The following is a 13,576-nucleotide window of genomic DNA, read 5'->3' as shown; positions in this document are numbered from 1 at the left end:
AAGAAGAGAACACGGCGCGGGGGAGGGGCTGCACGATGACGGCCGAACTGGTCCGGGGGCAGAACCACCCCGTGTCCCGGAGCCGGGTGGAGGTCAGGGTCTCGGCGGGTACGCCCGTCCTCGCCCTGGCCTCGCTCGCCGACGCACAGGGACGGCTCACCGGAACCGGGGCCCTGGCTCACCCGGGCGCCCGGTCCCTGCCCGGCGTGCACGCGCCGGCGGACCTCGCGGACCGGCACGCCTTCGCCGTGGACCTCGACGCCGTCGCGCCGGACGTCCACCGCGTCGGCGTGCTGCTCGTGCTGCCGCCCGGCGGCCCGGTCGGCTTCGGCGCCGTCCCGGCCCCCCACGTGGCCCTGGCGGCATCCGACGGCGGCACCGAGATCGCCGGCTACACCCTGACCGGGCTCGACGCCGAGACCGCGGTGATCGCCTTGGAGCTCTACCGGCGCCAGGGCGCATGGAAGGTCCGAGCCGTCGGCCAGGGCTACGCCGACGGCCTCGGCGCCCTGCTCGCCGACGGCGGACTGCCCGTGCCGGCCGCCCGGGAACTGGCCGCCACGGCGCTGAGCACCGCCGCCCCGGCCAAGGAGACCGACGCGACGCTCGCGACCATGCCCACCCTGGTCGGCGACCTGCGTGCCCCGCAGACCGCGCCGCGGACTCCCGGGCCCGCCCCGGAGCTGCCGGACCCAGTCCCGGACCCGGTTTCCGGGGTCCCGTACGCCGGTACGCCCGGTCCCGCGCCCGCCGGCGACGGCTCCCCGCCCACGATCAGCTACACCCACCCGCGCCGCCGCCGCACCAGCGGTGAGCCGCCCGAGCCGGCTCCGCGGGCCGCCGCCGCGGAGCCGGGGCAGCACCCGCAGCCGGTCGCCGGCGATGCCGCCGGGTGGTCCCTGGACGAACGGCTCTACAACCAGGTCTGGGGCATGTTCGAGGACCTGGCGCGCACGGTGGCCGCCTACCGCAGCGCCGTGGAGTTCGCCGACTCCCGCAGGGACCGCGAGCTCGACGACGCCCTCGCCGACCCGCGCCACCGCATCGGCGGCTCCGGCGACGCGGCCCGCGACGCCGCACGGGCCCGCCGCGAGGAACTGATCGCCCGGGCCCAGGCCGTCCTCGACCGCGACCTCGCCCAGCTCATCGCCGAGTCCGAGGTCGTCGAGCCCGCCCTGCCGGCCCCGTACGCCCGATGGGACAATCCCGTCTGGCACGGCCACCGCGTGCCGGAGGAGGCCCCCCTCGCCGTGCGCCTGGGCGACCTGCACCTGCCCGAGCGGCCCGGCCTGCGCATCCCCATGCTGGTACGGGTCCCGCTGGAGCGCGGGCTGTGGATCGACAACGGCCGTACCGGTTCCGAGGCGGCGATGGCCATGGACACCGACCGGCTGCGCCGCGCCGCTATGGACATGGCCGTCGCCCACGCGGTACGGCTGCTCGCGGTCCACCCCGCCGGCCGGTTCTCCGTCCACGTCATCGACGCGGCCGGGGCCGGCGCGGCCTCCCTGGAGCCCCTGGTGCGGGCCGGGGTGCTGGCCGCGCCGCCCACCACCGGGGCCGCGGCGGTGGGCAGGACGCTGGCCGAGCTCACGCGCCGGGTGGACCTGGTGCAGATGGCGCTGAAGGCCGGGGCCCCCGAGGACCTGCCACCGGACGTGGACACGGCCGAGCAGCTGCTCATCGTCCACGACTTCCCGCACGGCTTCGACGACCGGGCCGTCACCCAGCTCCGCTACCTGGCCGACGAGGGCGCGGCGGTCGGCGTGCACCTGCTGATGGTCGCCGACCGTGACGAGGCGTCCGCCTACGGGCCGCTGCTGGACCCGCTGTGGCGCTCCCTGATGCGGCTCTCGCCGGTACCGGACGACCACCTCGCCGACCCGTGGGTGCACCACGCCTGGACCTTCGAACCGAACCTTCCGCCGGAGGGCAGCCGAGTCCTCGACCAGGCACTGGACCGGGTGGCGGAGGCCCGGCGCACTACCCGCCCGTGACCATTCTTTGGCATTCCCTTTACCTTTTTGCCTTCCGGCGGGTAAGCTCGTCCGTGCGGAGGGGAGTATTCCTGCTTTCCTGCTACGGCGTACCCGTCAATACGGACCGTTGCGTTTGAATGAGCACGCGTCGGTCCCGGGGCGTCGGCCCACGGCCTCCAGGCCGCCCGGGCGGAAGAGACCTCCGGCAGCGATGACGCTGACGAAGTGCTGAGCCATCCGCCGGAGGCGTATTCACCATGGAAGTTTCCTGGGCCCTGTGGGTCGCGACCGTCCTCGGTCTGTCCCTCCTCATCGGTGCCGACTTCTTCATCGGCCGCAAACCCCACGACGTGTCGATCAAGGAAGCCGGCACCTGGACGGTCGTCTGGATCGTCCTCGCCGTGCTCTTCGGCCTCGGCCTGTGGTTCTTCGGCAACCCGCAGGCCTCCCAGGAGTTCTTCGCGGGCTTCATCACCGAGAAGTCCCTGAGCGTCGACAACCTGTTCGTCTTCGTCCTGATCATGGCGAAGTTCGCGGTGCCCTCCCACCTCCAGCAGCGCGTGCTGCTCATCGGCGTGCTGATCGCACTCGTCCTGCGCGCGGTCTTCATCGCCGCCGGCGCCGCGATCATCGCCAGCTTCAGCTGGGTCTTCTACATCTTCGGCGCGTTCCTGATCTACACCGCGTGGAAGCTGATCCAGGAGGCCCGCAAGGACGAGGGCGACGAGGAGTTCGAGGAGAACCGCCTCCTCAAGTCCGTCGAGAAGAAGTTCGGCGTGGCCGACCGCTACCACGGCACCAAGCTCTTCGTCGTCAACAACGGCAAGCGCGTCCTGACACCGCTGATGATCGTGATGCTCGCCATCGGCACCACCGACGTGCTGTTCGCGCTGGACTCGATCCCCGCCATCTTCGGCCTCACCCAGGACCCGTACATCGTCTTCACGGCCAACGCCTTCGCGCTGATGGGCCTGCGCCAGCTGTACTTCCTCATCGGCGGCCTGCTGGAGAAGCTGGTCCACCTCAGCTACGGTCTGTCGATCATCCTCGGCTTCATCGGCGTCAAGCTGGTGCTGCACGCCCTCCACGAGTCCGGCGTCCACGTCCCTGAGATCTCGATCCCGTTCTCCCTGGCCGTCATCTGCGGCGTCCTGATCATCACCACGATCACCAGCCTGATCGCCTCGAAGAAGCAGGCGGCGGCCGAGGCCGCCGACAGCGAGAGCGTCGGCGCCTGATCGCACCCGGGTTCACACGGGGGCGGCCGACGAGGCCGCCCCCGTGTCCACCGGCCTCTCCGCGGTGCCCGCACCCGACCGCTTCCCCACGAGCAGGGGGCTGGTCTCCGGGAGCAGTGCGAAGCATCCCAGGCTGACCAGGGCGATCCCGGTCAGGTAGGCCGCGACGCCCCACGGCGGACCGGAGCCGCCCGCCAGCGCCGTCGCCACGATCGGGGTCAGCGCCCCGCCCAGCACACCGCCCAGGTTGTAGCCGACGGCCGCGCCGGTGCAGCGGATCCGCGGGGCGTACAGCTCCGGCAGGTACGCGCCCACCACCGCGAACATCGTCACCATGCCGAGCAGCGCCACCGCGAAGCCCAGCGTCATCAGCAGCGGGTCGGCCGTCTGCAAGAGGGCCACCAGCGGGAACATCCACACGGCGCTGACGGCGCACCCGGCCAGGCACAGCGGCCGCCGTCCGTAGCGGTCGCCGAGCGCGGCCAGGAGCGGGGTCGCCAGACCCTTGGCCGTGACGGCCGCCATGATGCAGGCCAGCATCGTCGTGCGGCCCACCGAGAGGTGCTCTGCAGCGTAGGCGAGGGACCAGGTGGTGACCGCGTAGAAGACGGCGTAGCCCACGGCCAGGGCCCCGCCCGTCAGCAGGAGCAGCCGCCAGTGGCCCCGGACCACCTCGGAGAGCGGGGCGTCGGCCCGCCGCCCGGTGGCCGCGAGCGCGCGGAACTGCGGGGTCTCCTCCGTCGAGCGGCGCAGCCACAGCCCGGCCAGCGCCAGCAGCCCGGCCGCCCAGAACGGCACCCGCCATCCCCAGGAGGCGAACTGGGCGTCGGTCAGGGAGGCGGACAGTCCCAGCATCAGGCCGTTGGCCAGCAGGAACCCCACCGCCGGACCGATCTGCGGGAAGCTCGCCCACAGTCCGCGCCGGTGCTCCGGCGCGTGTTCTGCGGTCAGCAGCACCGCGCCGCCCCACTCCCCGCCGAGCCCCAGGCCCTGGAGGAAGCGCAGCAGGAGCAGTAGTACGGGCGCGGCGATGCCGATCGTCTCGTACGCCGGCACACAGCCGACGGCGACGGTGGCGAGGCCGGTGAGCAGCAGGGAGGCCAGCAGGACCGGGCGCCGTCCGTAGCGGTCGCCGATGTGCCCGAAGACGGCGGACCCCAGCGGGCGGGCGAGGAAGCCGACGCCGAAGGTGCCGAAGGCGGCGAGGGTCCCGGCGAGTGGTGAGAAGGAGGGGAAGAAGAGCGGGCCGAGCACGAGCGCGGCAGCCGTCCCGTACACGAAGAAGTCGTAGAACTCGATCGCGGTCCCGGCGAGGGCCGCGCAGGCGAGCCGCAGCATGCCGGGCCGGGCGGAGGCCTCGTCGGCGGCGGCCCCGGGGGCTTCGTCGGCGGCGGCCCCGGGGCCCGGGGCGGAGGCGGCAGGGGGCGGAGAGGGGTCCTGTTGCATGCCGCACCAGATACCGCCTCCCCGCCCGCAGGGACATGCGTTCGGCCGTCAACGACCGGAAGGAGTGCTCCGCGTGCCGAAGTTGACGCGTTGCGCTCCCCGGACGGTGCCTACCACCCGCGCTCGCGCCACTCCGCCAGGTGCGGACGCTCGGCGCCGAGCGTGGTGTCGTTGCCATGGCCCGGGTAGACCCAGGTCTCGTCGGGCAGCTGCTCGAAGAGCTTGTGCTGCACGTCGTCGAGGAGGTTTTTGAAGGCCTCCGGGTCGCCGTGGGTGTTGCCGACGCCGCCCGGGAAGAGGCAGTCGCCGGTGAACACGTGCGCGTGGCCGTGCGGGTCGTCGTAGACCAGGGCGATCGAGCCGGGGGTGTGCCCGACCAGGTGCCGCGCGGTCAGTTCGACCCGGCCCACCCGCACCGTGTCCCCGTCCGCGACCGGGACGTCGGTCGCGACCGGGATGCCCTCGGCGTCGAGGGCGCCCGCGTAGGTCCGCGCGCCGGTGGCCGCCACGACCTCTGCGAGCGCGCCCCAGTGGTCGCCGTGCCGGTGGGTGGTGACGACGGAGGCGATGCCGTCGTCGCCGATCAGGTTCAGCAGCGTCTGCGGTTCGGCCGCCGCGTCGATGAGCAGCTGCTCGTCGGTCGCCCGACAGCGCAGCAGGTAGGCGTTGTTGTTCATCGAACCCACGGCGACCTTGGAAATCATCAGGTCCGCGAGTTCGTGCACGTCGGCCGGACCGCCGACCTTGACCTCTCCGGTGTACGTCATGTGGTGATCCTAGAGGTGTCTTCCTACAACGGCGGGAGCTCGGGGAGGGGGCCTCCCGTGGTGGTCAGGGAGGCTCCCCGGTCGCCGCGGCCGGCGAGCCAGGCGAGCAGTGCGGCGGGGGTGCCGGAGACGGTCACGACAGGGTCCCCGGCGGAGCCGGTGCGCCAGGTGCGCCCGTCGGGGGCGGCCAGGGCCGTCGCGGGCACGTCCGGGCGCCCGGACCAGCGGTCGGCGAGGAAGGCGATCTCGCGGTCGGTGAACTCCTGCGGGAGGTCGGTGAGCTCGTAGCCGATGTTCAGGTCGACGTGGTGCAGGTCGACCTCGACCCAGCGGCGGAACGGCACGTTCGAGGCCAGGTCCGTGACGCCGTTGCGCAGCTCGACGGTGCGCGACCAGTCCTGGTCGTGCTCGGTGGCGGCGAGGAAGCGGGCCGCGGAATCACCGAGGTCCGCCAGGTGTTCTTCCAGGGGCCGGCCGGCGTCGCGTGCGATGTCCGCGTCGCGCGCCTCGCCGCTCTCGTACATCGGGCGGCCCTCGAAGACGTTCAGGAGGGCGTCGGCGTTGCGCGCGAGGTGGGCCAGGATGTGGCCGCGGGTCCAGCCGGGAAGGTGTGACTCCCCGGAGAGCCCGGCGTTGTCCAGTTTCGCGACCGCGGTCAGCAGTCGGTCCGTGGCTTCACGTACAGATCGCAGGTCGTGCACATGATCAGTCATGACGTCGAGCGTAGTGCTCGGAGCCCGTGGCCACACGATCGGGTGAAGAGGTCTGCGGAGTGCCGTAAATCGAATGTGCGTGCTATACGCTCGAAGTCCAGACTCCATCTCCACCGCAGAGGCGCCCCCCATACCCTGGGACGGGGGCCGTGCCCCCCGCTCTCTCAAGAAAGGTGCAGACCGGCGTGACCGACCGTCTCATCGTTCGTGGCGCTCGCGAGCACAACCTCAAGAACGTCTCGCTCGACCTGCCCCGCGATTCGCTCATCGTCTTCACCGGACTCTCCGGATCGGGCAAGTCCTCCCTGGCCTTCGACACGATCTTCGCCGAGGGTCAGCGCCGCTACGTCGAGTCGCTCTCGTCGTACGCCCGCCAGTTCCTCGGGCAGATGGACAAGCCCGACGTCGACTTCATCGAGGGCCTCTCCCCGGCCGTCTCGATCGACCAGAAGTCCACCTCGCGCAACCCGCGCTCGACCGTCGGCACCATCACCGAGGTCTACGACTACCTCCGCCTCCTCTTCGCCCGCATCGGCAAGCCGCACTGCCCCGAGTGCCGCCGGCCCATTGCGCGCCAGTCGCCCCAGGCGATCGTCGACAAGGTGCTTGCGCTCCCCGAGGGAAGCCGCTTCCAGGTGCTCTCGCCGCTGGTGCGCGAACGCAAGGGCGAGTTCGTGGACCTCTTCGCCGACCTCCAGACCAAGGGCTACAGCCGGGCGCGGGTGGACGGGGAGACCATCCAGCTCTCTGAGCCGCCGACGCTGAAGAAGCAGGAGAAGCACACGATCGAGGTGGTCATCGACCGCCTCACCGTCAAGGACAGCGCCAAGCGCCGCCTCACCGACAGCGTGGAGACGGCCCTCGGCCTCTCCGGTGGCATGGTGATCCTGGACTTCGTCGACCTCGCCGAGGACGACCCCGAGCGTGAACGGATGTATTCCGAGCACCTCTACTGCCCGTACGACGACCTGTCCTTCGAGGAGCTGGAGCCGCGCTCCTTCTCCTTCAACTCGCCCTTCGGCGCCTGCCCCGAGTGCACCGGCATCGGCACGCGGATGGAGGTGGACCCGGAGCTGATCGTCCCGGACGAGGACAAGTCCCTCGACGAGGGCGCGGTCTCCCCGTGGTCGCTCGGCCACACCAAGGACTACTTCCAGCGGCTGATCGGCGCGCTCGCCGCGGAGCTCGGCTTCCGTACGGACATCCCGTGGGCCGGGCTGCCGGTGCGGGCGAAGAAGGCCCTGCTGTACGGCCACCGGACCCAGATCGAGGTCCGCTACCGCAACCGCTACGGGCGCGAGCGGGCCTACACGACGGCCTTCGAGGGCGCCGTGCCGTTCGTGAAGCGGCGGCACGCGGAGTCGGAGAGCGACGCCAGCCGCGAGCGCTTCGAGGGCTACATGCGCGAGGTGCCCTGCCCGACCTGTGAGGGCACCCGCCTCAAGCCGATCGTGCTCGCGGTGACCGTGATGGAGAAGTCGATCGCCGAGGTCGCCGCCATGTCGATCAGCGAGTGCGCGGACTTCCTCGGGCGGATGCGCCTCGACGCCCGCGACAAGAAGATCGCCGAGCGGGTCCTGAAGGAGGTCAACGAGCGGCTCCGCTTCCTGGTGGACGTCGGTCTGGACTACCTCTCCCTCAACCGGGCGGCCGGCACCCTCTCGGGCGGCGAGGCCCAGCGCATCCGGCTCGCCACGCAGATCGGCTCCGGCCTCGTCGGTGTCCTCTACGTGTTGGACGAGCCGTCCATCGGCCTGCACCAGCGCGACAACCACCGGCTGATCGAGACGCTGGTGCGGCTGCGGGACATGGGCAACACCCTGATCGTCGTCGAGCACGACGAGGACACCATCAAGGTGGCCGACTGGGTCGTGGACATCGGCCCGGGTGCGGGCGAGCACGGCGGCAAGGTGGTCCACAGCGGTTCGCTCAAGGAACTGCTGAAGAACTCCGAGTCGATGACCGGGCAGTACCTCTCGGGGAAGAAGGCCATCGGGATCCCGGACGTCCGCCGGCCCGTGAACGGCGAGCGCAGGCTGACCGTCCACGGCGCCAAGGAGAACAACCTGCGGGACATCGACGTGTCCTTCCCGCTGGGCGTGCTCACGGCCGTCACCGGTGTCTCCGGCTCCGGGAAGTCGACCCTGGTCAACGACATCCTGTACACGCACCTGGCGCGGGAGCTGAACGGCGCCCGCTCGGTCCCGGGGCGGCACACCCGTGTGGACGGCGACGACCTCGTCGACAAGGTGGTCCACGTCGACCAGTCGCCCATCGGCCGGACGCCCCGGTCGAACCCGGCGACGTACACCGGCGTCTTCGACCACGTGCGCAAGCTCTTCGCCGAGACGATGGAGGCGAAGGTGCGCGGCTACCTGCCGGGCCGCTTCTCCTTCAACGTCAAGGGTGGCCGGTGCGAGAACTGCTCCGGCGACGGCACGATCAAGATCGAGATGAACTTCCTGCCGGACGTCTACGTCCCGTGCGAGGTCTGCCACGGCGACCGGTACAACCGGGAGACGCTGGAGGTCCACTACAAGGGCAAGTCCATCGCGGAAGTCCTCAACATGCCGATCGAGGAGGCGCTGGGCTTCTTCGAAGCCGTGCCCACGATCGCGCGCCACCTCAAGACGCTGAACGAGGTGGGTCTCGGCTATGTCCGCCTCGGCCAGTCCGCGCCGACGTTGTCAGGCGGCGAGGCGCAGCGCGTGAAGCTGGCCTCCGAGCTGCAGAAGCGCTCGACGGGCCGGACGGTGTACGTACTGGACGAGCCGACGACGGGCCTGCACTTCGAGGACATCTCGAAGCTGATCAAGGTGCTGTCAGGGCTCGTCGACAAGGGCAACTCGGTGATCGTCATCGAGCACAACCTGGACGTCATCAAGACCGCGGACTGGGTCATCGACATGGGCCCCGAAGGCGGTTACGGCGGAGGCATGGTGGTGGCCGAGGGCACGCCCGAGCAGGTGGCCTCGGTCGGCGCGAGCCACACGGGCAAGTTCCTGCGGGACATCCTGGGCGCCGACCGGGTCTCCGACGCGGCGGCACCCCCGGCACGGGCCGCGGCGAAGAAGACCCCCGTCAAGAAGGCGGCCCCGGCGAAGAAGGCGGCCGCGGCGAAGAAGGCGGCCCCCGCCAAGAAGACGGCGGCCAAAACCGCGGTGGCCCGGACCCGCAAGGCCTAGCCGGCAGCCCCGCCGGACTTCCCGCCGCCGCCCGGCCCGGCGGGAAGGGGCCGGCCCTCGTGCCGGGCCGCTACGGCCGTCTGCGGCTCCGCCTCCTGCGGGCCGTGCGGGCCCACCGGGAGGCGGGCCCGTGCGGAGCGGGCCGGGCCGTCCCGGATGCCGGACGCACCCCGGAGGAGTAGCCCGGGTCAGTCCGGACCGGTGCCCATTCAGGCTATGAGCAGGCGGAGGCCGAGGTCTGCCGTGTCGAGGTGGGCGAGGTCGCTGTTGCGCTCGGCCCATCGGCCGGAGTCGAGGTCGTCGCGGAGGCTTCGCACCGGCCGCTGCTCGGCGTCCGGCCCGACCCTCGTCCACACCGACATCGCAGGCGGACGTGCTCCTCCAGATGCGCCCTCGGTCTGCGCCAGTACGCCTCGAACAGGCCGTCAGCGCAGTCCCACGGGATAGGCACCGGCTCAGCGCGGGCGCCGATCGCGTCCGCCATCCCCGCAAGTGAGGGAAATTCCGCGAGGACGGCGGCGAACTCGGGCAGGTAGTCGCGGGTAAGCCAGAACCGGTCCTGCCATCCGGGCTCGTCGGTGTCGAAGGTCAGCACCACCACGCGGTGAGCCACGCGCCGCATCTCGCGCAGCCCCGCTATCGGGTCCCCCCATGGTGAACCGTGGAGACGGCCATCGCTACGTCGAAGGAGTTGTCCTCGAACGGCAGGCTCTCGGCGGCGGCTGCCACGCACGGGGCCGAGTCGGCCGGCCGCTGACGCCGCATGACCTCCGACGGCTCCACCGCGGTCACCTCGCGATCAGCCGGCTCGTAGGAGCCGGTGCCGGCCCCGACATTCAGTACCGTCCGCGCGTCCCCGAGCGCGTCCGAGATCTGCGCTGCGATCCGCGGCTCGGTACGCCGCGTCGCCGTGTATGCGCCGCCGATTGCGTCGTACAGCCGTGCACCGAGCATCCCCAGTTGCTCCTCCGGTGTCACCTTCAGCCCCCTCGCCCGTGCCTCAAGTTCCTTGTCGAGGGCCGCCACCATGGCGTCAGCACGATCACGCCGCTCCAGCAGCAGGCCACGCAGTCGGCGCAGGTGCGCTACCGCGTCGGTGGACGTGTCGCCGACCAGTTCCGCAACCTCCCGCAACCCGAAGCCCAGCCGCCGGTAGGCCAGCACTTCCCTCAACCGCTCGACGTCACCCGCCGAGTACGCCCGGTACCCACCGGCGGTCCGCGCCGACGGACGGACGAGCCCGATCGCGTCATAGTGATGCAGCGTGCGGACGCTCACGTCGGCCAGCTCGGCCACGCGCCCCACGGTCCAGTGATCTTCCACGGCGCCGACTATGCAGCCTGACGTCACGTGAGGGTCAAGAGCCGCACTCATGACCCGCAGGAGCCGACGCGGAGCCGTAGCCGTAGCCGCACGCCGCCTTGCCGTCAGAAACGGCCCTTTCCTGGAGCGAGATCGGAAACGGCCGCCAGGGGCGGCCGAGATGTCTGATCGATCTCCTCTACGCGCAACCCGTCAGCCGCATCGTTCGCCTCACCCTCGACGACGTCACCGACGACGAGACGGCCACGGCGCATACCCGACTCGTGAACATGTGGGCCTACCCGTCTCACACCCGGGGCCGCACACACCCGAGGCCGCGGCACCTCCGCGGTCAGGCCGGCCGGCGGGCCCGCGGCGCCGTCGCCCGGGGCGTCCGGGCCGCTGTCAGCCGAGTTCCGCCGCGTACGGGGGCTCCGCTCCCGGCCGGGTGCAGGTCAGGGCCGCCGCGTGAGCGGCATAGGCCAGGACGTCCGGCCAGTCCACCGGGGCGCCCGGATCCGCCGCCAGGCGGTGCAGCAGGGCGGCGTTGACGGTGTCGCCCGCCCCGATCGTGTCGGCCACCGCGACCGGGCGGGCCGCCGCCGAGTGCTCCGCGCCCTCCCGCGTCCAGACCGTCAGACCTGCCGCGCCGCGGGTCAGCACCACCGCCGAGGGCCCGGCCGCCAGCCAGTCCCCGACCCGTCCGCCCAGCCAGTCCGCGTCCTCCTGCGACAGCTTCAGGACTCCGGTGTGCGGCAGCAGCCGTTCGGCGAAGCGGGCCCGGTAGCCCGCCGGGTCCGCGATCAGCGCCGGCCGGACGTTGGGGTCCAGCAGGGTCAGCAGCCCCCGGCGCGACTCCCGGCGCAGCAGGGCCTCGTACGCGCTCGCGCCCGGCTCCAGGACCAGCGAGCAGGTGCCCAGCGCGAGGGCCCGGGCGCCCTCCGGGAGGGCCGGCGGCAGGGTGAACAGCCGGTCCGCGGTGCCCTCGACGTAGAACCCGTACGAGGCCGAGCCGTCCGGGGCCAGGGAGGGCACGGCGAGGGTGGTCGGCTCCGGCCCGCGCTGGACCAGCGACACATCCACCCCGGCCGCCCGCAGTCCGGCCAGCAGGCTCTCGCCGAACCCGTCCGTGGAGACCCGGGAGCAGAAGGCGGCCTCGGCACCGAGCCGGCCGAGGGCGCGCGCCGTGTTGTACGGCCCGCCGCCCGGTCGGGGCAGCAGCGCGCCCGGCGGCCCGGCCGCGGGCACCAGGTCGATGAGGGCTTCTCCGCCGACGACGATCACGCGGAGGAAGGTACTCCATGGGGCCGCGGTATCGTCGGGTGGGCCGGTGCCCGGCCGGGAGCCGCCCGTGCCCCGCCGCACCGCCCGCCGCACCGCCCCGCCCCCCCGCACCCCAGGAGAACCGCATGTCCGCGCCGATGCCCGCCGCCCGCCGTACCGTCCTCAAGGGTGCCGCCGCGCTCGCGGGGGTCGCGGGCGCCGGGGTGGCGCTCACGGCCTGCTCGACGGCGACCAACAGCGCCGGCACCACCCCCGCGACCCCCACCGCCCCCGTGGAACTGGGTGCCGCGGCCGACGTCCCGGTGGGCGGCGCGAAGCTCTACCGGGAGCGGAAGCTGATCGTCAGCTGCCCGGCGGAGGGCCGGTACAAGGCGTTCAGCGCCCAGTGCACGCACGCCGGCTGCGTCCTCGACACGATCGACGAAGGCGAGGGGAACTGCCCCTGCCACGGCAGCCGGTTCGACGTGGCGACGGGCAAGGTCCTGCGCGGCCCGGCCGACCGGCCGCTGCCGGAGGTGCCGGTCCGCGCCGAGAACGGCAGGCTCGTCGCGGGCTGATCGGCGCCGGCCGGCACCGACGGGATGGCGCGGGTCAGTCCCAGTCCCAGGCGATACCGAGGATCCCGCGCCGCACCGACTGCTCCACCAGGTGCACCGCCCGGTGCCGGCCGCTCGGCGTCAGGTCCGCCAGGCCGGTGCGCGGGGCCTCCGGTCCGGTGCGGGCGAACCGCCGGCAGCGCACCGGGAGGGCCGCCGCGTCGAAGCGGACCTGGAGCATGTACTGGCCGCCCGCGTAGCTGAAACCGCGCACGTACTCGCCGCTGCGCGGGCCCGTGCCGTCTTCGATGCGGTAGCCGAAGACGTGGGTGTCGCCGCGTCGCAGCCGGGCGTCGAAGAGCAGCTCGGCGACCACGACCCCGGCCTCCGGATGGCACCGCACCCGGCCCGTGCGGCAGTTCTCGTACGCCGTCACCCGCACCCGGGACGCGTCGCAGCCCGGGTCGCCGTGGTGTACGGCGAGGTAGCGGTCGACCCCGTCCCGGTGCGCCCGGACGATCTGCTGCGAATCGCGGCCCCGCAGCTCGCCCGCCGCTCCGATGTGGATCCGCTCGTGGTGGCCGAGCGAGTGCAGACCGCCGTCCGGCGGGAGGTCCAGCCCGTCGAGCAGTCGTTCCACCGTTCCGCCCCCGCTGAACAGGGTTCGGTAGGAGCGGCCGGCCGGTCGGGCGGCCGCTCCGGCGCCCGGCGCCGCGAGCAGCCCGAGGAGGGCGCCGTCGGGCAGCTCCAGGATCCGCTCAAGGGCGGTGAGGGCCCGCAGGGACTCTGGCCGGCGCGGCCTGCGGGCGCCCTGCTGCCAGTAGCTGAGGCTGGTCACGCCGACCGTGATGCCCTGGGCCGCCAAGTGGTGCCGCACCCGCTGGAGGGGCAGTCCGCGGGCGGCGAGGGCGGCGCGCAGGGCGAGGTGGAAGGGGCCGTCGCGCAGCAGCCGGTTCAGTTCCGCGGTGTTCGCCGGATCCGTGGAAGGCCGCATGGCCACTCCTCTGTGAACGTTCACACGCGCCGAGGTGGGGGTCACGGCGGCAGCGTCGGGGGACCAGGTGGAACGACAGCAACCGTTCACACCGCAGTCCCACCGTTCACACTGCAACGTCACCGCGTATTG

Annotated in this window: 9 protein-coding genes and 1 pseudogene; 4 read left to right on the top strand and 6 right to left on the bottom strand. The window is 72.4% G+C overall.

Translation table 11 applies throughout. The features are described 5' to 3' along the window. Positions 1–35 precede the first annotated feature (35 nt). Positions 36–1,997 carry a TerD family protein gene (locus tag R4Z63_RS07610; protein ID WP_384454178.1) on the top strand — a complete coding sequence of 654 codons (1,962 nt, stop codon included), beginning with the start codon at positions 36–38 and terminating at the stop codon, positions 1,995–1,997. Between the two features lie 239 nt (positions 1,998–2,236). Further along, positions 2,237–3,217, top strand: a complete 981-nt coding sequence (locus tag R4Z63_RS07605) for a TerC family protein (protein ID WP_037926621.1) — start codon at positions 2,237–2,239, stop codon at positions 3,215–3,217. 12 nt (positions 3,218–3,229) lie between these two features. Here R4Z63_RS07605 and R4Z63_RS07600 read toward each other — a convergent pair whose 3' ends face one another. From R4Z63_RS07600 to R4Z63_RS07590, 3 genes are all read right to left on the bottom strand, one after another. Continuing rightward, positions 3,230–4,555 carry an MFS transporter gene (locus R4Z63_RS07600; protein ID WP_384454209.1) on the bottom strand — a complete coding sequence of 442 codons (1,326 nt, stop codon included), beginning with the start codon at positions 4,553–4,555 and terminating at the stop codon, positions 3,230–3,232. A gap of 218 nt (positions 4,556–4,773) precedes the next feature. Next, positions 4,774–5,430, bottom strand: coding sequence for an MBL fold metallo-hydrolase (locus R4Z63_RS07595; RefSeq protein WP_037926619.1), 657 nt, complete (start codon positions 5,428–5,430; stop codon positions 4,774–4,776). A gap of 23 nt (positions 5,431–5,453) precedes the next feature. Beyond that, on the bottom strand, positions 5,454–6,143 hold the full coding sequence (locus tag R4Z63_RS07590; protein WP_037926616.1) for a maleylpyruvate isomerase family mycothiol-dependent enzyme: 690 nt from the start codon (positions 6,141–6,143) through the stop codon (positions 5,454–5,456). Positions 6,144–6,328: 185 nt separating this feature from the next. On the opposite strand from R4Z63_RS07590, the gene uvrA reads away from it, so the two are divergent. After that, positions 6,329–9,328: an excinuclease ABC subunit UvrA gene (gene uvrA, locus R4Z63_RS07585; RefSeq protein ID WP_384454173.1), complete on the top strand. Its 3,000-nt coding sequence runs from the start codon at positions 6,329–6,331 to the stop codon at positions 9,326–9,328. A 209-nt stretch (positions 9,329–9,537) separates the two neighbouring features. On the opposite strand, the pseudogene R4Z63_RS07580 reads toward uvrA, so the two are convergent. Further along, positions 9,538–10,633: pseudogene (locus R4Z63_RS07580) on the bottom strand (MerR family transcriptional regulator). Between the two features lie 402 nt (positions 10,634–11,035). Continuing rightward, positions 11,036–11,914 carry a carbohydrate kinase family protein gene (locus R4Z63_RS07575; protein ID WP_384454170.1) on the bottom strand — a complete coding sequence of 293 codons (879 nt, stop codon included), beginning with the start codon at positions 11,912–11,914 and terminating at the stop codon, positions 11,036–11,038. Positions 11,915–12,039: 125 nt separating this feature from the next. Between R4Z63_RS07575 and R4Z63_RS07570 the strand changes: the two genes are divergently transcribed. After that, positions 12,040–12,471 carry a Rieske (2Fe-2S) protein gene (locus R4Z63_RS07570; protein WP_384454167.1) on the top strand — a complete coding sequence of 144 codons (432 nt, stop codon included), beginning with the start codon at positions 12,040–12,042 and terminating at the stop codon, positions 12,469–12,471. Between the two features lie 34 nt (positions 12,472–12,505). Here R4Z63_RS07570 and R4Z63_RS07565 read toward each other — a convergent pair whose 3' ends face one another. Next, positions 12,506–13,444: a hypothetical protein gene (locus tag R4Z63_RS07565; RefSeq protein WP_384454164.1), complete on the bottom strand. Its 939-nt coding sequence runs from the start codon at positions 13,442–13,444 to the stop codon at positions 12,506–12,508. Positions 13,445–13,576 lie beyond the last annotated feature (132 nt).

This window comes from Streptomyces sp. PL-29, assembly GCF_058344425.1.
Note: the sequence above shows the minus strand (reverse complement) of the source record. Positions and strands in the feature narration are given on the sequence as shown.

What these genes read in the sequence shown, in the direction of transcription:
- R4Z63_RS07610 (WP_384454178.1), top strand. Translation starts at nt 36, where the DNA reads ATGACGGCCGAACTGGTCCGGGGGCAGAACCACCCCGTGTCCCGGAGC.
- R4Z63_RS07605 (WP_037926621.1), top strand. Translation starts at nt 2,237, where the DNA reads ATGGAAGTTTCCTGGGCCCTGTGGGTCGCGACCGTCCTCGGTCTGTCC.
- R4Z63_RS07600 (WP_384454209.1), bottom strand. Translation starts at nt 4,555, where the DNA reads ATGCTGCGGCTCGCCTGCGCGGCCCTCGCCGGGACCGCGATCGAGTTC.
- R4Z63_RS07595 (WP_037926619.1), bottom strand. Translation starts at nt 5,430, where the DNA reads ATGACGTACACCGGAGAGGTCAAGGTCGGCGGTCCGGCCGACGTGCAC.
- R4Z63_RS07590 (WP_037926616.1), bottom strand. Translation starts at nt 6,143, where the DNA reads ATGACTGATCATGTGCACGACCTGCGATCTGTACGTGAAGCCACGGAC.
- R4Z63_RS07570 (WP_384454167.1), top strand. Translation starts at nt 12,040, where the DNA reads ATGTCCGCGCCGATGCCCGCCGCCCGCCGTACCGTCCTCAAGGGTGCC.
- R4Z63_RS07565 (WP_384454164.1), bottom strand. Translation starts at nt 13,444, where the DNA reads ATGCGGCCTTCCACGGATCCGGCGAACACCGCGGAACTGAACCGGCTG.